The sequence below is a fragment of the Arthrobacter sp. AD-310 genome (genome assembly GCF_054656615.1).
In genome coordinates this window covers 49,138-74,090 of record NZ_BAAHNO010000025.1, presented here as the reverse complement: position 1 = coordinate 74,090, position 24,953 = coordinate 49,138, and the positions used below count along the sequence as shown (strand labels likewise).

Below are 24,953 nucleotides of genomic sequence, written 5' to 3'. Positions count from 1 at the left end.
AAATGGACGCAGCCACGAACTATGACGTCGCGATCGTGGGCTATGGCCCGGTTGGCCAGACTTTGGCCACGCTGCTCGGACGTCAAGGATGGTCGGTACTGGTCCTGGACAAGCAAGCCGGCCTGTATCCCCTCCCCCGCGCTTGCCACCTGGACCATGAGGCGATGCGGATCCTGCAGGCGATGGCGATATCCAAGGAGATCAACGACGCAATTGTCCCTGCGCGCGAATACCTGTTGCTCCGCGCCGACCTTAGCGTCCTGTCCAACCTGCCACGTGGCTGGGAAACTCCAAGCGGCTGGGAATCTTCGTACCACTTCTACCAGCCGGACATCGAGGCCATCTTCGATGCGACGGCCAAGTCAACGCCAGGCGTGACCGTTCGCCAGGCCACTAACGTGCGGACTATTTCCGACCTCGGTGACCGGATTGAGTTAAAGGTCGACGGCGGGACCGAACCTATCCGTGCGCGTTTCGTTGTGGGGGCGGACGGTGCCAACAGCCTGGTCCGTGAGCAGGCGGGGATAGCGAGGGATGACCTCGGATTCGAGGCAACCTGGGTGGTTATCGACGTGGAAATGAAAGCGGGCGCCAAAGCCCCCAAGGTCCCGGACACCGGTCAGGTGCTTGATCCCGCGCAACCCTCGCACATGGCCTGGCTGGGTGGCGACCACTACCGCTGGGAGTTCATGATCGTCGATGGCGCCGATCCCGTGGAAGCAGCCAAGCCGGAGAACGTCTGGTCCAAGCTGCGTCGGTGGATCACGCCAGAGACAGCCACTCTCCTCCGGTCCACCACGTACACGTTCCAGTCCTTGGTGGCCTCGACCTTCAACCGGGGCCGCGTATTGCTGGCCGGCGACGCTGCGCACCTCATGCCGCCGTTCATGGGCCAAGGGATGATCAGCGGAATGCGCGATGCCATGACGCTGTCCTGGATGCTCAACAACGTGCTGAAAGGCACCGCTCCGATTGAATTCCTGGACGCCTACACCGACAGCCGACGACCCCACGTGACGGAGTACATCGCCGAATCTGTCCGCGTGGGCCAGATGGTCTGCGAGACGGATCCGGCCAAAGCGGCCGAACGCGACCGCAAACTGGAGGCCCAAACGGAGGCCAATCCGCCGTTCCAGCCCCAAATCGGAGCCGGTTTCGTGGACGGCCCCTTGGGCGGTCGACTGGCCGTCCAACCGCGCATTGCCGGTGACGCGGACGTCCTCTTGGACGATCTCCTCCCTTCCTCCCTCACGTTGCTGACGGTTCAGCCGGACGTGCTGGACGGTTTGTCTGCCACCGCAAAGAATCACTTGGAACTGCTGGACGTCTCCGTGGCCGCCATCTGTGCGGGGCCGGGTGACACCACCCCAGGAAGCTTTGTTGAGCAAGGAAGCCGCTTCGCGGATTGGTTGGGTGCCGCTGACGCCGACTGGGTGCTGGTCCGGCCGGACGCGTACGTGTTCGACGCCGGCAAGGGCGCGGGGGCTTTGGAGGACTCCATTGACAAGCTTCTCGCGTACATAACCCGGGAGGCGCGGATGCTGGCCACATATAAAGAGGCCGCCATGCTGGTGGGAAGTTCTGTCCATGCGTAGTGCCGGCGCGGTCCAAGGTCTGTCTATGCTGGCTACAGACCACCCGCATACGAAGAGGCTGAGCCCCATGAACGTCACCGTCCCCGAGGAGTCCTCGACGGATCCGGCCTACCGGTACCCCATCGAGTCGGTCGAGAATGCCGCCCGCACCCTCCTCATGCTGCGTTCAAGGTCCAGCATCCGCATCGTCGACGTTGCTGAGGAACTTGGCGCGGCACGATCAACGGCGCACCGAATGGTGTCCACCCTGGCCCAAGCCGGATTGCTGGAACGCCACCCGACCGACAAGTCGTTCGTTGCGGGTCCGGCGCTGATGCAACTGGCGCAGGCGCTGACGAACAAGGGCGACATCCGCACCGAAATCGAGCCAACCCTTGCCTGGCTGGCCCGGCAAACCGGGGAAACGGCCCACTATCTGGTGCTCAAGGAAGACCAGGCGTTGTTCCTTGCATGCGTGGAAAGCCCGCACATCATCCGGGCCGTCTCCCGGGTGGGACACCGCCTTCCGGCCCACATCACCTCGGCTGGAAAAAGCCTCTTGGCAGCCCTTCCCCCGGAGGAAGTGGATCGGATGTTCTCAGGGGATCGGAGCTGGACTACCGGCACCGAGCTGGCCATCCACGACCGCGACCACTTGCTTGCCGAACTCGCCCAAATCTCTAACCGCGGATGGGCCCTGAACAACGAGGAAAGCGAACCGGGCGTCATCGGCGTCAGTGCTGTTGTCCGTGACGGTCAAGGGGAAGTGCTGGGGGCAGTGACCGTCTCCGGGCCTGCAGAGCGCATGAGACCACGTATCACGGAAATCGTGGCAGCCGTACGCACCGCCACGGAAGATTTCCGCCTTCACAGGGGCTGACAGGCTCCCTTCAACTCGAGAGTAACCGCGCGGACAACCGCGCTATTTTCCTGACCAAGACAACGTCGTCAATAATCCGCGCCGTAAAGGCGCGTGCAGGAGGAAACTCATGAATGCCATGACCACACCGGCAGCCACCACCGAACGGACCTCGCCCATCCATTGCGGGGACCTTTACGGCAGAGACGAATACGCTCGGATTACGGAGACCGACCAGGAGCTGTGGGCCTTCGTTGAAGGTGCTGAACTACCTGTCCTCCTGGTCGCCCTGGCCGCGGCCCTGAAGGACATGTCGCTGCTGGAGCCGGATCTTTCCCCGCCGTTGCCGCCAATGGGGGCTACCACGCAACCCCACGGAGGCCTGAACGAGGACCAGATTGCCCGCGGACGGCAGATTGCCTTCGAAGGACTGCGACGCCTGCGCGATAAAGACATCCGGACCGTAGACGAACTGACCGCTGAGCAAGCGGACTACATCCTGGACTGGTTTACCGGAGGGCGCACCAGCACCGATCCGAGCTGGGCGGGAGAAATGCAGCATGAATTACTCATCAGCCCCAAGAGGAACGGTTCGGCCAACTGGTCTTTCGAAGAGCTTTCCCAAGGGCGGACCTTTGAGACGCTGATTGTGGGCGCCGGTGTTTCGGGCATCGCTGCGGCATACAGGCTGAAGGAAGCCGGCCTCCCCTACACCTGGATTGAATCCTCCCACCGCGTTGGTGGGACCTGGTGGAAGAACCACTACCCCGGCGTCCGGCTGGACACCCCGACCTACGGATACAGCTTCTCCTTCGCGCAGCGCGATGACTGGCCTCATCAGTTCGCGAAAGGCGAGGAAGTCCTCGACTACCTGGAAACAGTGGTGGCCCGCGCAAAGCTTGCGGACGAACTGGAACTCCACACGCGGCTGGAGAAGGCGGAATTCGACGAGGTGACCAGGACCTGGACAGCCACCACCTCATCCGCAGACGGGACCCGGCAGACCCGCCGCTTCAACGCCATCATCACCTGCGTAGGCCAGCTCGATCATCCCCACATTCCAACGTGGCCCGGGCAGGAGCACTTCACGGGAGCACAGATGCACTCCCAGGAGTGGGACCACTCCGTGGACCTGCGCGGCAAAAAGGTGTCCGTGATCGGTACCGGCGCCAGTGCTTACCAAATCATCCCGGCAATCGTCGACCAGGTGGAGCGCCTGCACGTCTTTCAACGCAGCGCGCCTTGGATGCTCCCCGCCGAGAGCTACCACGAACCGATGTCGGACACTGCCAATTGGCTGCATTCCAAGGTGCCCCATTACGGCAAATGGTTCCGCCTTTGGGTCACTGCCCTCGGCATCGAAGGCCGCATCAACATCGCCACGGCCGAGGAGGGATGGGACAAGGCCCCCCTGAGCGTCAGCCCCCGGAACGAGGCCTTCCGCCAGGAGGTCCTACGCCGCATGGAGCTCCAATACGAAGGCCGTCCGGACCTCCTAGAAAAAGCGATCCCCAACTACCCGCCGTCGGCCAAGCGCATGCTCCGCGACAACGGCGTCTGGGCCACCGCGCTCATGGCACCCGTCACCACAGTGGTGTCCGACGGCCTGGAGTCGTTCACCCCAACCGGACTGGTAACCGGTGCGGGAGAACACATCGATACAGACGTGGTGATTTACGCAACCGGGTTCCGGCCCTCCGATTACCTGGATCCCATTGAGATCGTTGGACGCGGCGGCCTGGAGATCCACGACTACTGGCAGGGAGACGCAAAGGGATTCGCCGGAATCACGGTGCCCAATTTCCCGAACCTGTTCATGATGCTCGGCCCGAACACCACCGGCGTGGCCGCGGGCGGCCTGCACATCATGATGGAACGCGCGGCCGAGTACGCGGTTGAAGCAATCCACCAGCTCCTCCTGCGGGACAAAGCCGCGCTTGACCTGAAACAGGAAGCACTCGACCGTCACATAGAGTGGGTGGACGCCGAGAACCGCCGCATGACGTGGGGCCAGCCCTATGTGACCAACTGGTACAAGAACCGTTTCAACAGGGTGTCACAAGTATGGCCTTTCAAGACCACTGAATATTGGCGCATCACTAAGAAAGTCGAGGCCGACGACTACCAGTTCCTGTCATGACCGAAGCGCGCAACCGCGGGCCAAGGAAACGCCCGCCGCACTTGATCCCCCGTCTCAATCCGTCCTTCAGCATCCGCCGTCCAGAAGCTGCACGGACGCGCAATCGTGAAAATGGATCATTCTCCGCTCGTTCAGCTCGGTCCTTATCCAAATGACGAGGCCATCCGGTGTACCTGTTTCCACAATGCCGATGAGCTTCTGTCCCTTACGCAATTGGAGAGCAACGCTCGCTCCTGGCCGAAGGTAGGTCCAAGCCACCAGCGGATGCCTGTCCCTGGCGCTGGAATAGATTCCCGTGCTATCGGGGCTGCTGTTCCTACAAGTAGGCATCAGCTTGTCCTCCCAGGATCCGCACCCATCGACCAACTGTGGTTCCACCTGCTGGTCGCGACGATGGGCGGAAGTCCCACCCTTACTGCGGCATTGAGCCGCTGATACAGCATTGCTCTTTCCTGAGCTTCAATGTCCGCAATGATATACATCGTTGTTATCTCCTATGGAGGTGGCGAAGCGGTTGTGCCTTCGAGGTGAGCAGCGAAGCGCACGATTTAGCTGTAAGTCTCACTTCGACGCAGCCCTCAGCCGCCAGTGCCAACTGCATTCGAGGGCTTTATCCCTCGCGCACCTTCAGCACGGCATCGTGTGCCTGCTCGTGATGGATACCGCGCGCGTCTACAGTCAGGGCGAGCGGGTTTTCCGCGTGGTAACGGTTACCGTCCGTGACGCCGGAGTGCACGAACTGGGAAATCATCGCCCGCGTCACTTCTGTCACGGCCGTGGTTTCTGATTCCGCGGCCTGGACCATCATGGGAGAATCCCGCCACCGGGCGGTCCCATCAAAGATGAAGGGCAGGGGGAAGCAATGCGCTGAATAGGCGCCGGCGAGCTTGCTGCGGTGATTGAACCGCAGAACTTGTGCTGGTACCGGCGAATGGGCGGCGATTTCCAAGGCGGGAATGCGGAACTGGGCAAGGGTCGCGGCCCGAACCATGCGCACATAAGCATCAGGCTTGTCACCGTCGGCCTCCAGCATTTCGGCTGCCTGGGCAGGGTCTGCGAAGGTGCGTTCCAGGTAATCCTTTAGGGCCGCGTCGGAGAAGTTGCCGGGTGGTTGGTTCCGGAGGAATGCGGCCGACTCTTCAGCGGTGGTGACTATGAGCAGCGCCTCGGTGTGGATCCGTTGCACTGAAACGGCGTACCGCACCAGGTCGGCCGGAGTTTGCTTCGATTCCGCGGGCATGTACGGGAACGGCGGAAGCCCTGTCCTCGCAGTCTCCTGAGCGTCGAGAATTGCGGGCACGGAGGCAGTCCGCAGATCCGTTCCAAGGGCCTCAAGGACGGCTGCGCGGTGGCTGAGCCACACCTCTACCGGCAGCGGCGCCAGGCGGGGCATGCTGATCAGCAGTGTTTGCGCCGCATACCCGCGGACAGTCGGATCCGTACTCAGCGCATACGCGTACCAGGCTCCAGCTGAATCCCCGGCCAAGGTAACCCTCGCAGGGTCTCCCCCAAAGGCGCTGATGTTTTCCCGGACCCAGCCAAGCGCGGCTTGAAGGTCCCGCACGGGTTTGGTGGATTCGGATGGGTTCCCAAGCGGACCAAAGTGCCCGGTTATCCCAAGCCGGTAGTTGACGGTGACCAGGACAAACCGCCCGTTCCCCACCAAATCGGCCGAGTTGTACCAGCGGCTCTCGCCGGAACCGGTGGTAAAACCACCTCCGGGGATGAAGAAAAGCACCGGCAATCCCTGGGCATCGGCCGGCGCCTGGACCCTCAAGGTGAAGGCGTCTTCATGCTGTTCAAGTTCGGTCAGCGCAGTTCCAAGCAGTCCGTCCAGCACGCCCGGCCTTTGTGGAAATGCCGCGGGGCTACTTTGTGGCACACCTGCAGAGTCCATCGCTACCTCACCGGTTCGGGGGTTCGAACCGGCCGTCCCGTAGCGGAGGCCGGGCGCGTCCACTACTCCTGCGCAGAGACTCGCCCGGACCTCCCCTGCGGGGGTGTCGATTACCAGAAGCGTCATGCAAGGAACTCGTGATCGTCCGCTTTGACCGTCTCTGTCGCTTCCCAGTACTCCACGTTGGTGTAGGGCCATACCTGCGAAACCCGGCCGTGCGCGTTTTGATACCAGCTGCGGACGTATGGCTGCCCCCAAGCCATTTGCCGGTTCCCGGCGTCGACCCATTCCACGAAGCGGTGAAGCGCCGCCGGTTTGACGTCGATGGCGGAGGCGCCACGCTGCAGGACCTCGTAGACGGCCTTGAGGGAGAACTCAACGGCCCGCTCGATCATGAAGTGCAGGCTTCCCGCGACCACACCACCAACGTTGGGGCCATAGATCAGGAAGAAGTTGGGGAAGCCGGGCACGGTGACCCCGTTGTAGGCTCGTGCATCACCCTTCCAAAAATCATGGATCTCCACCCCATCGCGGCCTATGACCTCTACCTCATCAAGGTAATCCGAGGGTTTGAACCCGGTGGCGAAGACAACGATGTCCACCTCGTGTTCAACCCCCTCCTTGTCGATGATCCCCTTTTCCGAGAACCGGTCGATCCCGGCAGTGACTACCGTGGTGCGCTCGGACTTCAGGGCTGCGGCCCACACTCCGTTGTCACGCAGCATCCTCTTGGCCCCCGGCGGATAGTTGGGGATGGCGTTCTCCAACTGTTCCGGGCGATCGACGAACTGCTCCTTCAATCGCTCGATCAGCACCTCCCGGACTTCCTGGTTCTTGGCTGAAACGCTCAACGGCGCACCCTGCCATCCGTCCTCGGCGGTCACGGTATGAATGCGGCCAGGGATCCCCTGAAGTGTCACCCAGAGGCGGTACCACTGTGCGTAGTGGGGAACCTTGCGCCGCAACCACGCAAAGGTGTCGCTGACGCCGTCGTGATAATTGGGAGCCGGCAGCATCCACGGCGCGCTGCGCTGGAAGAGCACCAGTCCGGCGACGTCGTCGGCCAGCGCCGGAACAATCTGGTAGGCGCTGGCTCCCGTGCCGATGACTGCCACCCGCTTGCCGCGGTAATCAACGTCATGCGACCACTCCTGCGAGTGCATGGTCACGCCCCGGTACAGCTCCGCGCCGGGGAAATCGGGGATGTTTGGCCGGTCGAGTTGACCAAGGGCGCTGACGACGGCGGCAAAGGTGCGGACTCGCTCCTGCCCGCCGCTATGACGCGTGGTCGCCTGCCAGGTGCGGGATTCCTCGTCCCACAACAAGCGGACAAGCCGGGTGGAGAACTCGATGGATTCCACCAGCCCTGCACGCTCAGCCACGTCCCGGACGTAGTCCAGAACGTCGCCACCTTCGGCGAACTGGTGTGGCCAGTCACCACGCTGCGCGAAGGAATACGAATATCCAAACGTGGGGGTATCGAGGCGGACACCGGGGTAAGTGTTCTTGGCCCAGGTCCCGCCCAGGGTGGGTGCATCCTCCACCACCGCGAAAGGCACACCCGCCTGCGAATAGCGGTAGGCGGCGGCAATCCCGGCGATTCCGGCACCGATGATCAGCACCGGGAAGTCACGTCCGTCAGCTACCTCGTCAAAATTCCACTGAGGAGCTCCGCCTTTGTCCTGGGCGAGGTCGAGTTCGTGCTTCAGTGACGCGTACCAGTGCTCTCGGCCACCTGTGAGGAACCGGAGAAGGTCCGTTACTGCGTTGTCTTCCAACAGGTCAACGCTGGTGATTTCCTTGTCCCTGAGCTGCCGTAGGCCCTCCACTGCAAGCGCCTTGGCGCGTTCCTGCTGCTCCGGTGACATGCCGCCGTGCGGATGGGGCTGGGTATCCCCCGGGGTTAAGGGTGGCTGCAGGTCGCTGCTGAGGAAAGAGGTATCACCGAGGGCGGCCGCGAGGGCAGCGAGCAGGACGGGAAGCTCCGCCTGGTTAACGATCTTTTCCAGTTCGACGTCGTCCTCGACGATCGGTTCTGAGTTGGCTTCCCAGTAGAGATCGTCAAACCGCATCACGTCGGACCTCGTTTCCTGCATGCTGGGCATTTTTCCTCCTTGGTTCGTCAGGACCGCGACAGCGGATCGACGTATGAACGCAGTTTGTGGATCACGGCCGTCTCACTTTGCTCAGTGAACACGGCAGCGACGTAACGGTCAGGGCGGACAACCACAGTGTGAGGTGCGGTCAACCGCGGTATGGCGAGAACCTCATCCGGGTCCGCCAGGAGGCGCTCACCACCAGTTCCGCCTGACGCGTGGGATCTGGCTGTGAGCCGGATTCGGCACACGCCCAGCAAGGTCCAGAACTGGTTGATCGGCGTCGCGCCGCTGCTGGCTGCTCCAATCGTGATGAGCGCCCAACCTCTGCCGAGGTGGGAGTCGAGCGGCGCCCTCAGCCCACCTTCGTCCAGTACTGAAGGCTGGCTGAGGGCAAGACCAACCCATGCCGCCGCACGACGATCAACGTCGCGGCCAGCCTTGATGGCCACACCGTTGCGGTAATCCGGCGGCGTGATAAAACGCATGGAGCCCAGGTACCGATGTACGGCAGGAATCAGGCTGACCATGCGGAAAGCAATATCCCGAACGTTTGTCCGGAACGAGCCTACGGCCATGACCACGGCACCCGTCCGGCGCGACACCTTGACCATCTTGGCTGCGTGGGTTCGCCGTTCCGACTCGTAGCTGGACAGCAGGCGGTCCGTGCCCACACCGCGGAGCACTTCCAGCAGCTTCCAGCTCAGGTTCAGCGCGTCCCGCAGGCCTGCGTTCAGTCCTTGTCCGGAGAAAGGAGGCATCAAGTGTGCCGCATCGCCGATCAGGAAGGCGCGGCCCGAACGGTAGGTGCGGGCAAGCCGCTGATGGGCTACATAGACCACGGCGCGCCGGACGTCTTCGGTGCGGAGCTCCGGATGGAAAGGCCTGGATAACTCCATGATTTTCTCCGGGGCCGTCATCTCGTCCGGATCTTCGTGATCGAAAAGCATGAACTCCAGGCGCAGGCGTCCCTTGATTCCCGGAACCAGGACATAGGGACGTGTCCCGTTGCCATGGAACTCGGCGAAGGGTTCGCGTGCTCCGGGGACGTTGAGAAGGTCCACCACAATCCATCGTTCCTGCTGGGTGGAACCCACCAGATCAATGCCCAGGTTCTCGCGGACAAAGCTGCGACCGCCGTCAGCCCCGACCAGCCATGAGGCTGCCACTGTGCCGGAACCGGCGTCGGAATCGAATCCGACTGTTACCCCGTCGGCTTCCTGGCTGATTGAAGTTACCTGGGCACCTGCGAGGAATTCGATCCCTTGGTGGTTGCGGGCCTTGTTCCACAGCAGTTCTTCCAGCACCGGCTGGTCGAACTGCGACTTCGCAGGATGCCCAATGCGCGAGGGAACAGGCGTGGACGACGCAAGCGGCCGGTCATTCAGTCCGAAGTAGCGGCTGCCGGTTCCGAGGAGCGATTCTGCTTTCAGCGCTTCCGCCAGGCCCAACCGGTCCATCGTCCGGAAGGTTTCGTCAGCGATGCTGATGGCCCGCGGCAGGTCCATCGGCGCCTTGGCCGTTTCGAGCAGCACAACGCGTGCACCGCCGTCGGCGAGCAACAGCGCCGCCGTCAGCCCTACCGGCCCGGCCCCCACAACCGCAACATCGAAGTCCTCCATGGTGTTACCTCCACGCATCCCTAGGCAACGAGGACGTTGCGAAGGGTGCCCAGTTTGCCGACCTCAACCTCGACGACGTCACCCGGGACCAGGAATGTAGGGGGCTCCATGAAGAGTCCCACACCGCCGGGGGTGCCGGTGACAATGACGTCGCCCGGAGCCAGCGGAGTGAACGCGGTCACGTACTCGATGATGGCGGGGATGTCGAAGATGAGGTCGGCGACGGCGGCACGCTGCCGGACTTCACCGTTGACCCGGGTTTCCACCACGAGTTCGGTCACGTCACCGACTTCCTCAGCGGACATGAAGTAGGGGCCAAAAGCGCCGCTGAGAGGGAAGTTCTTTCCCGGGGTCCACTGACCCGTGTGACGCTGCCAGTCGCGGGCGCTGAAGTCATTAAATGCGGCGTAGCCGGCAATGTAGTTCCAGGCGTCTTCCGGCTTTACGTGGTCCGCGTGAGCTCCGATCACAAGTGCGACTTCACCTTCATAGTCGTACATGGAGCTCTCTGCGGGAATCGGCAGGTCGGCGCCGTGGGCGGCCAGGGTGTCGGAGAACCGTGCGAAGACGGTGGGTTTCCCGACCTCTTCCCGTCCGGTTTCCTCGCGGTGGCTCCGGTAGTTGACTCCGATGCAGATTACCTTGCCAGGCGTGGACAGCAGAGGCAGGAACGTGGTCTCTTCAACCGGCTGGGACGGAACCTTGTCCAACTCCAAGGGAGCTGACAGCAGGCCTTCCTCTATGGCCGCCTGCAGGGAAGGGCTGAGGTTGGCGCCACTGGGACCAAGGTCCAGCAGCTCTCCGTTGGTTTCAAGACCCCACGTGGGCTTGCCTTCCGGGTTCAGGTAACTCGCGTAGCGCATATGAATCCTTTCTAGTGCCGGCATCATCGCCTCCCGGCACGCCGGTCTTTGAACTGTATCGAGAATGCATTATTAGGTCAATAATGTACTGCAACGCGCTTAGTGCGTACGTGTACTCTTGTGTCATGGCACGACAAGCAAACGCAGAAAGCATCAGCGAAGTTATCCGGGGGAAGCTCCGCGCCGATATCTTTGCTGGACAGTGGGCGCCTGGCACCAACCTCCAGGTCGGAGAACTAAGCAAGCGGTACGGCGCCAGTTCCACTGTGGTCCGGGAGGCATTGGTCCGACTGGGCGGCGAGAAGTTGCTGCAGTTCCGTCCCAACCGCGGCTTCTTCATCGCTGAGTACACGTTGGAAGAACTCCGCGGGCTGGGCGAACTTCGCTGCCGCGTAGAGGAATACGGCCTCACTCTTGCCATTGAACAGGGCGATGTGGCCTGGGAGTCCGATCTCCTTGCCGTTCACCACCGCCTGGAGCGCACTCCGCGCCGGACCAGCGATGACCCGAACCACATCTCCGTGGAATGGTTCCTTGCCCACCAGGCTTTCCACGCAAAGCTGCTGGAGCCCTGCCCCGTCCCCTTGCTGCAGGACTTCGCAGCAACCCTGGGTGAGGCCACCGCCCTCTACCGCCTCTGGACGGCACCGGACCAACGGGCCCAGTCCCGGGACATCGAGGCCGAACACCGGGCAATCCTCGATGCAACCATCGCCCGTGACATCCCGACGGCCACCAGGCTTCTGCGTGAGCACTACATGCGCACGATCGATGTGATCGAAGAAGCCGAGTTCCATGCCGCCTCCGAAGCCGGGCTGCCCAAGGAGTAAGGGCAGCCCTGCCCGTTCCTACTCCACCGCGATCGGAAAGGCCCCGTGCAAACGGAAGTCCTCGCCGTTGTAGACACCCCATCTGTTGAACCACGTCCGGTCATCCTGGTCCCATTCAATGGGAGGACGGTCAACGTCGTGGATCTGCTCCAAATCGGTGTATAGCTCCACGACGGTACCGTTCGGCTCGACGTAGTAGGCCGCAATGTTATGACCCGCGCCGTGCCGTACCGGGCCCCAGATCAGCCGGCGGCCGCGGGCGAACAATCTGTCCCCCAGGCGGCCCAGGTCCGCGATTGATTGCGTCTGCCAGGCGTGGTGGTGCAGGGAGCCACGCCCCTTAATGAGGGCGATCCCATGATGATCGGGGTTGCACCGCAGGAAGTACGCGAAGTCCTCACCAATGACGTCAGAAACCTTGAAACCGAAGAACTCCACCAGGAAGTCCTTCATGGCGGTGGGGTGCTGGGGGTGGATATTGATGTGGCCGTAACGGTCCGGCCCAAAAGATGACGGACCGTGCCGGTGGTCCTTCATGCCGACGTAGACGTGGTAGACGTAGCCCTCCGGGCCGAGGACCGCGAAGCCCTCTCCGATTTCCCGCTCCAACGGACTGCGGGTGAGGATCCGGAAGCCGCCGGCTTCAAGCCGCTTACGGATAATCTCAAGCCCTTCCGGGCTGTCCGCAACGAGGCCGATGTGGTCGATTCCGTCTTCATCGCCTTTGACATAGACCATCTCGTGGTGGCGGTCCGCGGCGGACAAGTACGCCCGCTTGTCGTCGTTGAGTGTCATACGCAGGCCAAGGACCTCGGTAGCCAACTCAAGCGACTCGTCATAGTCGCGGGTCCGCATAGCGAGATAACCCATTTCGGTGATCACACCAAGTGACATAGCTAAAGCCTTTCGTTCAGGTGCCGGCTCCTAGACGGAGCGCGACGCGCCACCATCCACGCGGATGTTCTGGCCTGTGATGTAGCTGGATTGCCCGCTGGCGAGGAAGCGGATGACGCTGGCCACCTCTTCGGTGGCGGCAGCCCTGCGCAGTGGTATCCGGGTAGTCCATTCGGCCGGCACAGTGCCGGGGTCCTCCTTGGTAAAGCCAGGGAGGACGTTGTTCATCCGGATCCCCGACGGACCGTACTCGTCGGAATACAGCTTGGTAAAGGAACCCAGCGCGGCACGGAAAGTGCCCGAGACCGGGTAGTTTGGGTTGGGTTCGAAGGGTGAACTGGTGGAGACGTTGACGATCGATCCCCCGCCGGCAGCAAGCAAATGCGGGGTGACGAGTCGCGCCATACGAATGACGTTCAGAAGGTACAGCTCATAGCCTTCGGCCCATTCGTCGTCACTGATCTCCAGCACCGGCTTTCTGGTGGCATGGCCCGAGCTGTTAACGACGACGTCGATCCGCCCGAATGCCGACAGCGCCAGATCCGTGATCGCCTCAAGATCCGCAACGGCTCGGTTGGAACCTTCCAGCCCTACCCCGCCGAGGCTGCGGGCCAGTTCCATGGCACTTCCGGACGGGGACATGGCGGCGATCCTGAATCCATCGGCCGCCAGGGCCCGGACGGCTGCGCCCGCGATGCCGCGTCCGCCTCCCACAATCAGTGCGACGCGGACTTGGTCATTCATGTCCGCTCTGCCATGGCACCAAGCTCGGCGTAGTGCTGCACGAGTTTTTCCATGGCCAGGGCAGAGAGCTCTGCTGCCTCGGCGAAGTCAATCTGGTCGCCGGCCGACGCCGAGATGTAGAACCCGTCTGTCAACGCGCGGCCGAGCATGACCACCTTGCGTGCCAGATCCGGTTTGACGTCCAGTGCTTCCGGCGGGAGCCCGGGCGTCACTGCCTCGACCATGAGTTCGTACATCTCCTCACGGACTTCCAGGTACTTCTGGCGTGCCGCGTTGCCCGCCAGGCGCTTCTCCAACGCGAAGAGCAGACCGATGATCCAAAACGCTTCCTGCGCATTGGCCGGATCGGCGGAGTTCGCCGCGGAACCGGCGATACTCGTACGGAGGATGGCCCTGTTTTCCGGTCCGCGGTGGCGGGTCTTCCAGTGCTCGAAGCAGTAGTCGATCAGAGCGGCGAACAAGCCTTCCTTGTTCTCGAAATGCCAGTACACCGAGCCGATCGGCAGTCCGGCCACGCGGGCCACCTCTGCCATCGTCGTTCCCTCGTAGCCCACCTTCACTGCGAGTTGCAGCACAGCTTCCAGGATGGCGCGTTCGTTTTCCGGCGTTGACTGGTGGACCCGGCGGCGCTTGCCTGCCTCCGGCTTGCCGCCTCCGTTGTTCCTTGCGTCGGTGTCTGCCCGCGGGCTCATGCCTGCAACCCTTCGTGAGCGGACATACGTTCGCCGCCCGGGTTGGTCTTGGCGAACTGAACCTCCTCGTACACCTGGTGGCGGAGTTCGCCGAAGCGGTGAAGGGACCTTGTGTCAGCCTGGCTGCGGACATCGGGAAGGTCAATATGGATGTCCGCCTGGACTATAGTGGGCGAGCTCGACAGCACCAGGACGCGTTCGGCCAGATATACGGACTCGTCAATGTCGTGGGTCACGAAGAGGATCGTCATGTCCAAGCGCTTCCAGACTTCCCGTACCAGGTCCTCGAGTTCTCCCCGGGTTTGCGCGTCGACTGCAGCGAACGGCTCATCCATGAGCAGGACGCTGGGGTTGGAAGCCACAGCACGGGCGATGGCCACCCGCTGCTGCATACCGCCGGAGAGCTGCCACGGGTAGCTCTTGGCAGCATGGGACAGGGTGACTGCCTCAAGGGCTTCCTTGACCCGTGCCTTACGCTCGGCCCTCTGCACGCCGGAGGTCTTAAGCGGCAGCTCGACGTTGTCCTCGACGCTCAACCATGGGAAGAGGCTGCGGCTGTATTCCTGGAAGACCACGGCCATGCCCTCTGCAGGCCCGGAGACACGCCTGCCGTCCAGTACCACTTCACCGGATGTTGGATCCAGGAGCCCGGCAATACATTTGAGCAGCGTGGTCTTTCCGGAACCGGAGGGTCCTACCAGGCAGGCGAACTCGCCTGCGTGGAGATCGAAGGTCAGGGACCGGACGGCCTCCACCTCGTTCCGCATGCCTGCACCGTAGACTTTGCGCACCTGCTGGACACTGAGCCGGATATCAGACTTGCTAGCCGTCATTGGAGGCCTCCTTCAGACCGTAGTACCATCCCAGAACCCGCTTCTGGATTGCCTGGAATACCACCGAAAGCAGCACTCCTATGATCCCCAGGAGAAATATTCCGCTCCACATTTCGGGGATCGCGATGCGGTTCTGGAAGTTAATAATGGAGTAGCCGATGCCGTCGGTCGAAGCGAACATCTCCGAGACGACCAGGAGGATAAGCCCCACTGCAAGGCTATGCCGGATGCCGGCCATGATGAGCGGCGAAGCGCCGGGGAGCACCAGATAGCGCATGCGGTCGAAACCGCGCAGCCGGTAGACGAGCGCCGTGTTCTTCAGCACTTCGTCGAGGGACCGTACGCCTTCGATCGTATTGAGCAGGATAGGCCAGAGGCAGCCCAGGACGATGACCGTGATCTTCATCGTGTCATTGATGCCAACGAGCAGGAGCAACACGGGGATGAGGATCGTTGATGGCACTGCCCGGATGAATTCCAGCAGGGGTTCCAGGAACCAGCGCAAGGTGCGCGAGAGGCCGATGGCGATCCCCAAGACCACCCCGAGTACCAGGGAGATGGCAAGGCTGATGAGCAGTCGGCCCATGCTGGGTACGACGTCGGTGTAGAACTTCTCGCTGAACCAGACGTTGATGAACGTGTTGGCCAGCTTGTCCGGTTTGGGAACGAAGAAGTTGGTTCCCTGGGCTGTGGAGGCCCACCAGATGGCAATGAGGATTGCCGGCAGGCCGAACCACATGCCCAGGCGTTTGAGGACGATCATGCCGCCACCTCCGAACGGACCGAGCTGTGCCAGAACAGCACCCTGCGCTCGATAAAGCGGAAAATAAGGTTCACCAGGATGCCCAGGAGACCGGATGTCAGGATCAGTGCGATCATCGCCGCCGGGTTGTCGTTCAGCTGGGCCTGCGCCACCGCCCGTCCTATTCCGGGAGTGCCGACGATGAGCTCGGAACTGATCGCCAGGATGAGGGCGACCGTGGCGGCGAGGCGAATACCGGTCATCAGGTACGGCAGGAGCGTAGGCAGCACCAGGTGCCGGACCCGCTGCACCCACGTCATGCGCAGGGTGCGGACGGTGTCATTGGCCACCTTATCAATGTCGGTGATGCCGTACATCGTCTGGATCATGACAATCCAGAAGCAGCCGTAAACAACAATCAGCAGTTCGGCGCCGATGCGGGGTCCAAATAACAGCGCGGCCAGGGGAATCAGGCCTACAGCTGGAATGGGACGCAGGAACTCCACGGTGGTGTGTGTCGCAGCGCGCAGGAACCTGCTCGAGCCAACGAGCAGGCCAACCCCGAGACCGCCCAGGGTGGCGATGGTCAACCCAAGGAACCAGGCCCACATCGTCTGACCTACGGTGATCCAGAACTGGGTGAAGGTGAAGTTGGTAAGGAATGTAGGGATGACCACCGATGGTGGTGGCAGGTGGTGCTGGTCGACTGGGCCAAAGGCTGAGAAGAGTTCCCAGGCGATGAGTGCCGCCAGGATGCCGGCGATGCCCAGGATATAGGGTCCCACTGCAGTCCACTGGGCAGCACGGCGCACTCGGTGTTCCCGCGTGGGCAGCTTATTCACTGCCACTCTGCTCAGGGTTGGAGTTTGCGTTTCCACGTCTTGTTCTGCTCTCGTTTGTGTGGTCAATGGGCTGTCGGGACCGCAGGGGGGAGCGGCCCCGACAGCGGCTTTATGGCTTCCAGATCACCTTGGCGACATCGGGCTTAGTGTTCACGATGCCGTACTTCACCAGCAGATCCGCGAACAACTGGATGGTGTCCTGGGAGACGTCCGGGCTGTAGAGCGAGAGCTGGGCCTTTTTAGCAGCGGCGGGATCGGTGCCGAGGGCTGCCGGCATCGCGTCACGGATTAGATCATTGTTCTCGGTCAGGAAAGGCAGAGCCTCCTTCATGGCTTCAGTGAACCGCTTGACCTTGTCCGGATCGTTTTCGACCAGTTTGCCGCTGGAGATGGAGACCAGTTCGTTGGCGCCAAGGCCGGTGTCGTGGATGAAGTCACTGACCACCCGGCCGCCCTTGGACACTACCTGCTGGATGAAGGGAGAGCCTGCCATGCCGGCGTCGATCTGACCCGCCTCGATCTGGGCCGCAACTTCCGGGAAGGACAACTGGACGAACGTGACCTTCTTCGGGTCACCACCGTCCTTGGCTACTGCTTCGCGGATGCCGATCTCGCCGATACCGCCCAACGCGTTGACCGAAACCTTTTTTCCTTCAAGGTCCCGGGCGGTCTTGATGGTGGACGTGGCGCCCACTACTACGGCGGTGGAGTCTTCGACGATCTTGGGATCGTTCTGGGTGACACCCTCGACGATTCGGACATCAAGTCCCTGGGTGGTGGCCGTCAACGCCGTCACCGGACTCGCCAGCATGAAATCCAGGTCACCGGTCGCCAGCGCCGGCAGCTGCGCCGCACTGCTGCCTGCGCCCACCACCAGCTGCAGGTCGATGCCATGCTTTTCGAAGAAGCCTTTGTCCTTGGCAACCTGGAAGGCTGCCACGGTGTTGGACGGGAAGATCCCGTAGCTGACCTTGGTGAGTTCCCCGGAGTTGCTGCCTGCAGCAGCGGGGGCGCTGCCGTCCACCGATCCGGATGCGCAGCCACTCAGCGCCAGGGCCAGGGCTGCAGCGCCGATAAACGCTGCACGGGTTTTCTTGATGTTCATTGATTCGCTCTCCCTTGAGTGAATGCTGCGCGGGCCTTTGCCAGCCGTCGCAATCGACGAGTTGCAGCAACAATATTTACCGATAACGCCTTTGTCAATGGATTATGCATTCTTCAGCAATTTATGCGTTTTGCGTTTCAAAACTGACGGTGGCTGCCGCGAACACCTTCGTCAAAACGCCATTCAGTTCTTGGGCGACGCACTCTGCGGCCACCACGTGGTCCGGTCTCACGATGATTGCCGAGAATGGCCTCTCGTCGAACCAGGACTTCAGGACTCCGCTTTCGTCGCCCACAACGCGAACCCCGGGCGCGGCGGCAGCTTTGGCCCACGGCAGCTGCGTAGCAGGCACTGCGTGGACAAGGACGCCGCCAAGCCTTGAAAGCTTTTCCGCGTCGACCTCACTCACGAACGCCATGGGATCGTTGTTCCAGACCACCACCCGCCAACCTTGTCCTGTGGCGTCGTCCAGCAGGACCGACTTGCCGTCCTCGTTGCGGACCGTTGGCTGCGGGAACAGTGTTCCGACCGTACGTGGCGCGTCTTCCCTGTCCGGCAAGGACTTCCATGTGGGGAGCTTGGACGGAACCACAATGCCGTGATCGTACTTTGGCATGGGTTTGTAGCCTTGGCTGTTCAGGCGGGCGCGGGCTCTGGGGAGCCGGTCCACCACGGCGGCAGCCATGTCCCGGACGGCCGTGCGCAGTCGGTTGTGGTCCGTGACGAGGTTTGCCATGTTCAGCGACAATGCCACCATGGCCTTCACGTGTTCACGGCGCTCGACTTCATAGGAATCAAGCAGGTGGTCGCTGGCTTTGCCCTGGACAACAGCTGCAAGTTTCCAGCCCAGGTTCAAGGCATCCCGGATGCCGGAGTTCCACCCCTGGCCCGCCACGACCGGCATAACGTGCGCGGCATCGCCCGCCAGCAGGAAACGTCCCACCCGGAACTTCTCAGCGACGCGGGCATGATGGGCATAGACCCGACGGCGGATGATATTCAGGCTCGCGGGGTCGGGCACGTGGGGAGCCAAGAGAGAGAAGACGAACGCATCGTCCTGGGCCACTTCTTCCGATTCACCCTCGAAGAGCGTGAACTCCCAGCGCCGGATACCGTGGGGCAGGCTGAGCGTTGCGTAGCCGCGGCTTGGGTCTCCACCGAATACCGCGTGCGGTGTGCCGATGGGATCGTTTGCGACGTCGATCACGAGTCCGCGCGTCGATCGGGTTTCGCCTTCAAACTTGAGCCCAAGGTGCTGGCGCGTCAGCGAGCGGCCGCCGTCGCAGCCCACGACATAACTACCGGTTACCCGCTCCTCACCGGTGGGCGTGCTCACCATGGCGGTGACGCCGTCGGAATCCGACTCGAAAGCCTCAACCCGGCAACCGAAACGCACCTCGACGTGGGAGTAGCGTGCCAAGCCCTCCAGCAGCGCCTTGTCCACCAGAGGCTGGATAAAGCCGTTCCGTCGAGGCCAGCCGAACTCACGCGTCGTGGGATTGATTTCCGCCAGCACCTTGCGGTCGCCGTTGACGATCCGGATTTTCTGATCCGGTACGGTGTGCGGCAGCACCTTGTCGACCAACCCGATGGTCTGCATGGTCCGGAGCGCCTCATCATCAATGCCCACGGCCCGCGGGTAGTCGATGAGTTCATCGCGGCTTTCAAAAACCACGGTGCTGACGCCGTACTTGCCCAAGAGGTTGGCCAGCGTCAAGCCGACCGGGCCGGCTCCGATGATAATAACGTCCTTGCGGTCGCTCATTCCGTGCCCCTCAGGGTCTTGATGGATTCCTGTGCCGCACGGCTGAGGAATACGAGGTCGATGCCGAGGCCCACGTAGTCGACGAGTTCCCGGTCAAGAAGGTCCGCTGCATAAGTACTGGAGCCCGAATAGATGCCCAGGGTGACGCCGCGCTTCCTGGTCAATACTGACAACTGGACTATGGCTTCGTGGACGGGGCCGTCTTCCCAGTCTCCCCTGCCCGGAAGGCCGAAGGACACTGCGAGGTCCGCCGGTCCGATGTAAATGGAGTCAAGGCCGGGAGTCGTCACGATCTCTTCGGCGTTCTTCAGGCCTGCCACTGTCTCAATCTGCGCGATGGTGGAAACCGCACGGTTCCCTGCCTCAGTGTAGGACTCCCCCTCGTATAAGGCAGGCCTGCTGGGACCGAGGCTGCGGTTGCCCACACCGGGGTACTTGGTAGCTTCCACAAGCATTCGTGCCTGCTCACCGGACTCGATAGTGGGTGCGATGATTCCGCGCGCGCCACTGTCGAGCAGGCGAAGGATGGGAGCCGAATCCAGGCTTCCCACTCGTGCATAGCTGTAGGCGGAGTCACGGGGTGTTGCCCGCAGCATGGTGCAGGCTGCTTCCAATCCCACTTCGCCATGCTGCAGGTCCACCACCACGCCGTCGTAGCCGGCGGCCAGCGCCCACTCGGTGACGGACAGGGAGGGAATCGCCTGGTGCAAGAGTGCCGGCGGCCGTCCGCCGCGGCTGTCCCACTTCACTTCGCGGCGCTTTCGGTCAGGCGCTTTGCGTGCGCGGCAGCGTTTACTCCGCCGAAGATGGGGTTGATCTCGCGTCGTGCGATCTTCCACTCCCCGTCCACTTCCCGGTAGACCTCCCGGAATTCGCCCACACTGGCAGGCATGAGTGGGTTGTCCGAGGAGTCTCGGAACGTCAGGTACTGTGTCCAACCGTAGAGCTCTTCGCCGACCCATTCCAGGCGGATGCCGCCGATGAGGTGGCGCCCTATTACTCCAGTGACTTTGGCACGGCGTTCACCCCAGGCCTTGATAGCGTCACGGCCGTCCATGTCCCCCAAGGGACCGGTCGATACAGCGTCTTCCGTGTAGAGCTCCCAGGTAGTGTCAGCTTTTCCATGGTCGAGGCGCCACAGCAACTCCGCTATGAGCGCTTCAACGGCAACGCGGGTTTCGACCGTCACCTTACGCATTAGTACCTTCCTTCAGTGTTGCGACGACGTCTCCGAACCCGTGTGAGTACTTCGCCGTGTAGGTGACATTGGGGTCCCAGTCCATAATCAGGCCGATGGATCCGGAGAGCAGGAGTTCGCCCGCACGGAGGGGCTTGCCGATCGTCAATGAGGTTTCCGCCAGCCACTGGACTGCATTGATGGGATCGCCCATCACATTGCCGCCGACGCCGCGCGTCAGTTCTTCGTCGCCGCGGTAGAGGACCATTTCCACCTGCTTGAGATCGATGTCGCCGTAGGGGATGCGGACCGTTCCGGTGACGACTCCTTCGCAGGCGGCGTTGTCGGCGATGGTGTCAACGATGCCCATTTTGTAGCTGTGGTAGCGGTTGTCGACCAGTTCCATTGCGGGCGTGACGTAGTCGATGGCTGCTTCCACTGATTTGAGGTCTGATGTCAGTATGTCCGACTTCAGGACGAAGGCGAGCTCGGCTTCGATCTTGGGGTGGAAGTACGCTGACGAGGGCCGCTCAACCGGGGACTCGAAGACCATGTTGTCGAGGATGATGCCGTAATCAGGCTCGTCCACACCGGCACGCGCCTGGACGACAGGATTGGTCAGGCCAACCTTGCGGCCAACACGACGGCGGCCTTCCGCGGCCTCGCGCTGCTGAGTGACGAGTTCGGAGATGCGGTAGGCGGCGTCCTTGTCCTTTTCAGGCAGCCGGTGGCGCACGAACTCGATAGGGGTGCGCGTTGTTCGCGCTTTGTAGAGATCGTCGGCGATCTCCGTGATGATGTCCGACATCGGGGTCAGGCCTTTCTGCGGAGGAAGTCGAGTGCTTTTTCGTTGAATGTCGCGGGGTCCTCCCACTGTGGCCAGTGGGCGGCGTTGCGGATCAGAACGAACTCGCCGTCCGGAATTGCTGCTGCCAAAGTCTCGCCCGTTGCCACGCCGCCGGTCGGTTCGTGGTCCGTCCATACGAGCAGTGCGGGCACCGGGATGGCAGCGTAGTCTTCCTTGGTCACTTGGTTCCGTGCGCGGATGTCCGGCACTTGGAGCGCCATAATGTGCTCCATGGAGGTGATGAAGCCCGGCCGGCCGTAGACGGCACGGCGTACTTCCACCAGTTCGTCTGTGATCTGTTCGGGGTTGTGGATGACCACCTGGAGCCGTGCCTTGACGTTTTCATAGCTTGGGTCTTCCACCGCCTTGCGGCTCACCGGGCTGACTCGGTCCATGGACTTCGGCCCCACCATCCGGCCGCCGGGGGCGCTCAGGACGATGGTGTGCAAGCGTTCGGGGTGCTGTGTTGCGAACTTGATCGCAATCCAGCCACCGAGTGATTCGCCCAAGAGGTGCACCTTCTCCAGGCCCAGCAGGTCGAGGAGTTCCAAGAGGTGCTCCTCATAGTCCGGGATCTCCAGGTCCGCTTCAGCCAGCGTTGAAAACCCATGCCCGGGGTAGTCGTAGCCAATGACCTTGTAATCCTGCGCCAGTGCACGGATGTTGTGGGTCCACGCTTCGATATGCCCGCTGGTGCCGTTAAGGAGAACCACGGTCTGTTCGCCGGCACCCACCGTCAGTACCCGCGTCCGCCATGCCCCTATCTGGACATACTCAAGGGTGTGGGGAAGGTCGGCGATCGCACCCCACATGGTTAGCTCGGTCATGCGTTCTGGGGAATAGCAGCTGTGATGCCGAAGCCAGCGCCCCAGGTCTTGACCGGCCAGTACCGGTCAACGACCATGCTGTAGTCACCCGCCGTCGACAACGCGCTGAAGGCTGCGATCCAGGAGCGCATCTCGTGCGCTGCGCTTCCGCCTTCGGCGATGAATTCGTCGTTGTCCCAACCGTCGACGTCGCTCAGGGAACCCGAACGGAACACCTTCATCAGTTTCTGGTCCCATTCCTCATTAAGGGGCGCGCTCGATGCGCGACCGTCCGCGATGGCCTGGATGCCCTCAATGATCTTTCCTTCGCGAGCCGCCCGGTCTTCCTTCGACGGTGAATAGGAGACCAAGCGTTGCTGGACAGGCTCGGGCGCGCCGTCGTACTCCGGAATCGGCGGGTTATGGGAAAGCCCTCCGGATGCAACGAGGAGTACGCGCTTGTCCAGTTGCTGTGCAGCGCGACCCAAGGCTTCGCCCATCAGGCGGATGCGGGCCATGGGGGTAAGGGGCTTGCCGATCGCGTTCACGAACACAGGGACGAACGGATTGGTGAAGCCGGAGCCGAACAGAAACTCCAGCGGCTGCATGACGCCGTGGTCAACTTCGAGACGCTCGGAACGCGCGATGTCGATTCCTTGTGCGATGGTCAGCGCGTGCAGTTCCCTGGCGGTTTCGGAATCGACCGGGAGGGGGCCCTCGCCGGTTCCGTAATCTCCAACGCCGACAGCCTGCGCACCGATGGCGAACGGCGGCATCATCGAGTAGAGCACACCGTTGAAGTGGTCGGGTCCGAAGATGACGGTAACGTCCGGGGCGAAGTCCTCCACGAATGAACGCAGTTCCCGAAGCGTCTCATTGATTTCTGCGAAGATCTCTCCGCCAGGATCGACGTTTCCAAACGATGGCGCGTGTGACAACGCGGCTAGCGCAAGCGACATTGCTTTCCCTCTCAGTGATGGCGGCCACATCCGGCCTTCCCTAGAGTGTAGATTCTAGATTCGTCAGTAGCAAGAGTCCTGAACCAAGTATTCCGTGATGTGGGTGGCGTAAAAACTGGTCAGAGGGGCGTTCCAGCCTCAATTTCTTTTTGTGGAAGCGCCCCTCACGGAATGGGCACAGTGCGGCAGCCATGTAAGCGACGGAACGTCAGCCTCTCAACTTCCTTGCTTAGCGGGCCCGAAACTCAACACCACAGGTGGAGATTCGGAGGGACCCACCGGCGGGGAAGGAAATCTGTCAGCGCTGGTCGAAAAGTGAGCCATTTCGCGGGCGGCGGAGTTCAGCGGTGGTTGCAACGATTTATGGTTCGGTCGAAGGTGAGACCAGTCTAGTCAGGTGCTCCAAAGGGCTTTGCCATCCGAGGATTTCGCGTGGTCGCTGATTGAGTTCGGCGGCGACCATAGCCAGGTGTCCGCGGGTATGGACGCTGAGATCTGTTCCTTTCGGAAAGTATTGGCGGAGCAGGCCGTTGGTGTTCCCGTTGGATCCGCGTTGCCAGGGGCTGGCTGGGTCGCAGAAGTAGACAGGGATGAGTGTTTGCCGCGTGAAATCCTGGTGGCAGGCCATCTCAGTGCCCTGATCCCAGGTTAGAGATCGGCGCAGATGGGCCGGTAGCGGTCCCATCGCTTCGGCTAGTCGATCGCGCAGATTCTCCGCTCCGCGGTTACCGGCCAGGTGTACGAGGACGATGAAGCGTGTGGTCCGTTCGACCAGCGTGCCGATGGCAGAGCGGCCTCCCTTTCCAATGATTAAGTCCCCTTCCCAATGCCCTGGTACTAATCTGCCGATTGCTTCTGCCGGCCGGTCTCGGATCATGACCATGTCCGGGAAGCGCCTGGTTCGGTGTTCCTTCCGAGGACGCGGCCGGCGACCGGTCCGTCCGGTGCGCAGGGAGACTGCAGGATCAACGGCCAATTCCAGGCTTCCGCGCCCGTACAGGGCTTGATAGACGGTCTCCGGCACGACGTGCATTTCTGTTTGTCCAGGGAAAACAGCGCGCAAGCGGTTGCTGATCTGACGGGGACTCCAGCGCTGTTTCAGGTGTTCGCGCACGAACTCCCGCAGCACGGGATTGGATGCGATCTTCCCGGTCCGCTGGCGGCTCCGTCGACGCTCGGCATGGCGCTGGGCCGTGCGCGGACGGTAGTTACCGGAGGGCTCGTGCACGTTCCGGCGTATTTCCCGGCTCACTGTTGATGGACTTCACCCGAGCTCTGTGGCGATAGCGCGAATGCTGCGCCCGGCATGCAGGAGGTCCGCGATCGTGATTCGTTCCATCTCCGAGAGAAACCGGGCGGAGATGACGGCCGGCCTCTGATGCGAGATGGGAGCAACCTTTTTGATGTCTCCGGACTTCAGGACAACCGAGTGGCCGTGCCGCCATCGCGTACCCGAGCTACGGCTGATTCCCACAATTCGGCAGGCCTCAGAATTGCCTATTCCCTCTTTCATCAGCTGATCATAGTGAGCCCGAGCGGCGTTCTTTGGAGGGGCGCCCCGGGACTTTCTTGCTCTTTTCATCTCTGCCAATTGCAACTCCTACAAGCTCAGGTGTTGCAACGACCACTAGACGCCAAGCCGTCACAATGGCTCACTTTTCGACCG

At 62.0% G+C, this 24,953-nt stretch carries 21 protein-coding genes and 1 pseudogene; 4 read left to right on the top strand and 18 right to left on the bottom strand.

Annotated features, from left to right (window positions below):
• Positions 1 to 2: 2 nt before the first annotated feature.
• The 3 genes from ACYQ1Z_RS15255 to ACYQ1Z_RS15245 all read left to right on the top strand — a co-directional run bounded on the left by ACYQ1Z_RS15255 (position 3) and on the right by ACYQ1Z_RS15245 (position 4,573).
• The gene (locus ACYQ1Z_RS15255) at positions 3 to 1,595 is read left to right on the top strand and encodes a bifunctional 3-(3-hydroxy-phenyl)propionate/3-hydroxycinnamic acid hydroxylase (RefSeq protein ID WP_459793393.1); all 1,593 of its coding nucleotides are present in this window, start codon (positions 3 to 5) and stop codon (positions 1,593 to 1,595) included.
• A 67-nt stretch (positions 1,596 to 1,662) separates the two neighbouring features.
• Positions 1,663 to 2,454 (top strand): IclR family transcriptional regulator, encoded by a 792-nt coding sequence (locus ACYQ1Z_RS15250; protein ID WP_459793392.1) that lies wholly within the window; start codon positions 1,663 to 1,665, stop codon positions 2,452 to 2,454.
• Between the two features lie 109 nt (positions 2,455 to 2,563).
• Positions 2,564 to 4,573, top strand: coding sequence for a flavin-containing monooxygenase (locus tag ACYQ1Z_RS15245; protein ID WP_459793391.1), 2,010 nt, complete (start codon positions 2,564 to 2,566; stop codon positions 4,571 to 4,573).
• A 610-nt stretch (positions 4,574 to 5,183) separates the two neighbouring features.
• Here the strand turns inward: ACYQ1Z_RS15245 and ACYQ1Z_RS15240 are convergent.
• Genes ACYQ1Z_RS15240 through ACYQ1Z_RS15225 form a run of 4 tightly spaced genes read right to left on the bottom strand, consistent with a single transcriptional unit; the run spans position 5,184 to position 11,051 of the window.
• Positions 5,184 to 6,596, bottom strand: coding sequence for a carboxylesterase family protein (locus ACYQ1Z_RS15240; protein WP_459793390.1), 1,413 nt, complete (start codon positions 6,594 to 6,596; stop codon positions 5,184 to 5,186).
• On the bottom strand, positions 6,593 to 8,575 hold the full coding sequence (locus tag ACYQ1Z_RS15235; protein ID WP_459793389.1) for a flavin-containing monooxygenase: 1,983 nt from the start codon (positions 8,573 to 8,575) through the stop codon (positions 6,593 to 6,595). The genes ACYQ1Z_RS15240 and ACYQ1Z_RS15235 overlap by 4 nt, the downstream gene beginning before the upstream one ends.
• A 17-nt stretch (positions 8,576 to 8,592) precedes the next feature.
• The gene (locus ACYQ1Z_RS15230) at positions 8,593 to 10,188 is read right to left on the bottom strand and encodes an FAD-dependent monooxygenase (protein ID WP_459793388.1); all 1,596 of its coding nucleotides are present in this window, start codon (positions 10,186 to 10,188) and stop codon (positions 8,593 to 8,595) included.
• Between the two features lie 20 nt (positions 10,189 to 10,208).
• Positions 10,209 to 11,051, bottom strand: coding sequence for a fumarylacetoacetate hydrolase family protein (locus tag ACYQ1Z_RS15225; protein ID WP_459793387.1), 843 nt, complete (start codon positions 11,049 to 11,051; stop codon positions 10,209 to 10,211).
• Positions 11,052 to 11,176: 125 nt separating this feature from the next.
• Here ACYQ1Z_RS15225 and ACYQ1Z_RS15220 point away from each other — a divergent pair, with 125 nt between their 5' ends.
• Positions 11,177 to 11,881, top strand: a complete 705-nt coding sequence (locus ACYQ1Z_RS15220; protein WP_459793386.1) for a GntR family transcriptional regulator — start codon at positions 11,177 to 11,179, stop codon at positions 11,879 to 11,881.
• A gap of 18 nt (positions 11,882 to 11,899) precedes the next feature.
• Here the strand turns inward: ACYQ1Z_RS15220 and ACYQ1Z_RS15215 are convergent, their stop codons facing one another.
• The 14 genes and pseudogenes from ACYQ1Z_RS15215 to ACYQ1Z_RS15150 all read right to left on the bottom strand — a co-directional run bounded on the left by ACYQ1Z_RS15215 (position 11,900) and on the right by ACYQ1Z_RS15150 (position 24,800).
• Positions 11,900 to 12,775: a VOC family protein gene (locus ACYQ1Z_RS15215; protein WP_459793385.1), complete on the bottom strand. Its 876-nt coding sequence runs from the start codon at positions 12,773 to 12,775 to the stop codon at positions 11,900 to 11,902.
• Positions 12,776 to 12,805: 30 nt separating this feature from the next.
• A complete protein-coding gene (locus ACYQ1Z_RS15210) occupies positions 12,806 to 13,519 on the bottom strand; it encodes an SDR family oxidoreductase (RefSeq protein WP_459793384.1) in 714 nt (237 codons plus the stop codon).
• Positions 13,516 to 14,211 carry a TetR/AcrR family transcriptional regulator gene (locus ACYQ1Z_RS15205; RefSeq protein ID WP_459793383.1) on the bottom strand — a complete coding sequence of 232 codons (696 nt, stop codon included), beginning with the start codon at positions 14,209 to 14,211 and terminating at the stop codon, positions 13,516 to 13,518. Before ACYQ1Z_RS15205 ends, ACYQ1Z_RS15210 begins: the two co-directional genes overlap by 4 nt.
• Positions 14,208 to 15,044 carry an ABC transporter ATP-binding protein gene (locus tag ACYQ1Z_RS15200; RefSeq protein WP_459793382.1) on the bottom strand — a complete coding sequence of 279 codons (837 nt, stop codon included), beginning with the start codon at positions 15,042 to 15,044 and terminating at the stop codon, positions 14,208 to 14,210. Before ACYQ1Z_RS15200 ends, ACYQ1Z_RS15205 begins: the two co-directional genes overlap by 4 nt.
• Positions 15,034 to 15,807 carry an ABC transporter permease gene (locus ACYQ1Z_RS15195; RefSeq protein ID WP_459793381.1) on the bottom strand — a complete coding sequence of 258 codons (774 nt, stop codon included), beginning with the start codon at positions 15,805 to 15,807 and terminating at the stop codon, positions 15,034 to 15,036. Before ACYQ1Z_RS15195 ends, ACYQ1Z_RS15200 begins: the two co-directional genes overlap by 11 nt.
• On the bottom strand, positions 15,804 to 16,634 hold the full coding sequence (locus tag ACYQ1Z_RS15190; protein WP_459793380.1) for an ABC transporter permease: 831 nt from the start codon (positions 16,632 to 16,634) through the stop codon (positions 15,804 to 15,806). The genes ACYQ1Z_RS15195 and ACYQ1Z_RS15190 overlap by 4 nt, the downstream gene beginning before the upstream one ends.
• Positions 16,635 to 16,737: 103 nt before the next feature.
• Positions 16,738 to 17,733 (bottom strand): ABC transporter substrate-binding protein, encoded by a 996-nt coding sequence (locus ACYQ1Z_RS15185; protein ID WP_459793379.1) that lies wholly within the window; start codon positions 17,731 to 17,733, stop codon positions 16,738 to 16,740.
• Between the two features lie 121 nt (positions 17,734 to 17,854).
• A complete protein-coding gene (locus ACYQ1Z_RS15180; RefSeq protein ID WP_459793378.1) occupies positions 17,855 to 19,498 on the bottom strand; it encodes a bifunctional 3-(3-hydroxy-phenyl)propionate/3-hydroxycinnamic acid hydroxylase in 1,644 nt (547 codons plus the stop codon).
• Positions 19,495 to 20,247 carry an HpcH/HpaI aldolase family protein gene (locus tag ACYQ1Z_RS15175; RefSeq protein ID WP_459793377.1) on the bottom strand — a complete coding sequence of 251 codons (753 nt, stop codon included), beginning with the start codon at positions 20,245 to 20,247 and terminating at the stop codon, positions 19,495 to 19,497. The genes ACYQ1Z_RS15180 and ACYQ1Z_RS15175 overlap by 4 nt, the downstream gene beginning before the upstream one ends.
• Entirely contained in the window at positions 20,244 to 20,696 is a 453-nt protein-coding gene (locus ACYQ1Z_RS15170) for a nuclear transport factor 2 family protein (RefSeq protein WP_459793376.1), read from the bottom strand. Before ACYQ1Z_RS15170 ends, ACYQ1Z_RS15175 begins: the two co-directional genes overlap by 4 nt.
• On the bottom strand, positions 20,689 to 21,483 hold the full coding sequence (locus ACYQ1Z_RS15165) for a 2-keto-4-pentenoate hydratase (RefSeq protein ID WP_459793375.1): 795 nt from the start codon (positions 21,481 to 21,483) through the stop codon (positions 20,689 to 20,691). Before ACYQ1Z_RS15165 ends, ACYQ1Z_RS15170 begins: the two co-directional genes overlap by 8 nt.
• Positions 21,484 to 21,488: 5 nt before the next feature.
• Positions 21,489 to 22,349, bottom strand: a complete 861-nt coding sequence (locus tag ACYQ1Z_RS15160; RefSeq protein WP_459793374.1) for an alpha/beta fold hydrolase — start codon at positions 22,347 to 22,349, stop codon at positions 21,489 to 21,491.
• Complete coding sequence (locus ACYQ1Z_RS15155) at positions 22,346 to 23,287, bottom strand: 3-carboxyethylcatechol 2,3-dioxygenase (protein WP_459793373.1); 942 nt, start codon at positions 23,285 to 23,287, stop codon at positions 22,346 to 22,348. Before ACYQ1Z_RS15155 ends, ACYQ1Z_RS15160 begins: the two co-directional genes overlap by 4 nt.
• Positions 23,288 to 23,648: 361 nt before the next feature.
• Positions 23,649 to 24,800: pseudogene (locus tag ACYQ1Z_RS15150) on the bottom strand (IS30 family transposase).
• Positions 24,801 to 24,953 lie beyond the last annotated feature (153 nt).

Bases quoted from the DNA above. Each gene is read 5' to 3' on its own strand.
- ACYQ1Z_RS15255 (WP_459793393.1), top strand. From the start codon at position 3: ATGGACGCAGCCACGAACTATGACGTCGCGATCGTGGGCTATGGCCCG.
- ACYQ1Z_RS15250 (WP_459793392.1), top strand. From the start codon at position 1,663: ATGAACGTCACCGTCCCCGAGGAGTCCTCGACGGATCCGGCCTACCGG.
- ACYQ1Z_RS15245 (WP_459793391.1), top strand. From the start codon at position 2,564: ATGAATGCCATGACCACACCGGCAGCCACCACCGAACGGACCTCGCCC.
- ACYQ1Z_RS15240 (WP_459793390.1), bottom strand. From the start codon at position 6,596: ATGACGCTTCTGGTAATCGACACCCCCGCAGGGGAGGTCCGGGCGAGT.
- ACYQ1Z_RS15235 (WP_459793389.1), bottom strand. From the start codon at position 8,575: ATGCCCAGCATGCAGGAAACGAGGTCCGACGTGATGCGGTTTGACGAT.
- ACYQ1Z_RS15230 (WP_459793388.1), bottom strand. From the start codon at position 10,188: ATGGAGGACTTCGATGTTGCGGTTGTGGGGGCCGGGCCGGTAGGGCTG.
- ACYQ1Z_RS15225 (WP_459793387.1), bottom strand. From the start codon at position 11,051: ATGCGCTACGCGAGTTACCTGAACCCGGAAGGCAAGCCCACGTGGGGT.
- ACYQ1Z_RS15220 (WP_459793386.1), top strand. From the start codon at position 11,177: ATGGCACGACAAGCAAACGCAGAAAGCATCAGCGAAGTTATCCGGGGG.
- ACYQ1Z_RS15215 (WP_459793385.1), bottom strand. From the start codon at position 12,775: ATGTCACTTGGTGTGATCACCGAAATGGGTTATCTCGCTATGCGGACC.
- ACYQ1Z_RS15210 (WP_459793384.1), bottom strand. From the start codon at position 13,519: ATGAATGACCAAGTCCGCGTCGCACTGATTGTGGGAGGCGGACGCGGC.
- ACYQ1Z_RS15205 (WP_459793383.1), bottom strand. From the start codon at position 14,211: ATGAGCCCGCGGGCAGACACCGACGCAAGGAACAACGGAGGCGGCAAG.
- ACYQ1Z_RS15200 (WP_459793382.1), bottom strand. From the start codon at position 15,044: ATGACGGCTAGCAAGTCTGATATCCGGCTCAGTGTCCAGCAGGTGCGC.
- ACYQ1Z_RS15195 (WP_459793381.1), bottom strand. From the start codon at position 15,807: ATGATCGTCCTCAAACGCCTGGGCATGTGGTTCGGCCTGCCGGCAATC.
- ACYQ1Z_RS15185 (WP_459793379.1), bottom strand. From the start codon at position 17,733: ATGAACATCAAGAAAACCCGTGCAGCGTTTATCGGCGCTGCAGCCCTG.
- ACYQ1Z_RS15180 (WP_459793378.1), bottom strand. From the start codon at position 19,498: ATGAGCGACCGCAAGGACGTTATTATCATCGGAGCCGGCCCGGTCGGC.
- ACYQ1Z_RS15170 (WP_459793376.1), bottom strand. From the start codon at position 20,696: ATGCGTAAGGTGACGGTCGAAACCCGCGTTGCCGTTGAAGCGCTCATA.
- ACYQ1Z_RS15165 (WP_459793375.1), bottom strand. From the start codon at position 21,483: ATGTCGGACATCATCACGGAGATCGCCGACGATCTCTACAAAGCGCGA.
- ACYQ1Z_RS15160 (WP_459793374.1), bottom strand. From the start codon at position 22,349: ATGACCGAGCTAACCATGTGGGGTGCGATCGCCGACCTTCCCCACACC.
- ACYQ1Z_RS15155 (WP_459793373.1), bottom strand. From the start codon at position 23,287: ATGTCGCTTGCGCTAGCCGCGTTGTCACACGCGCCATCGTTTGGAAAC.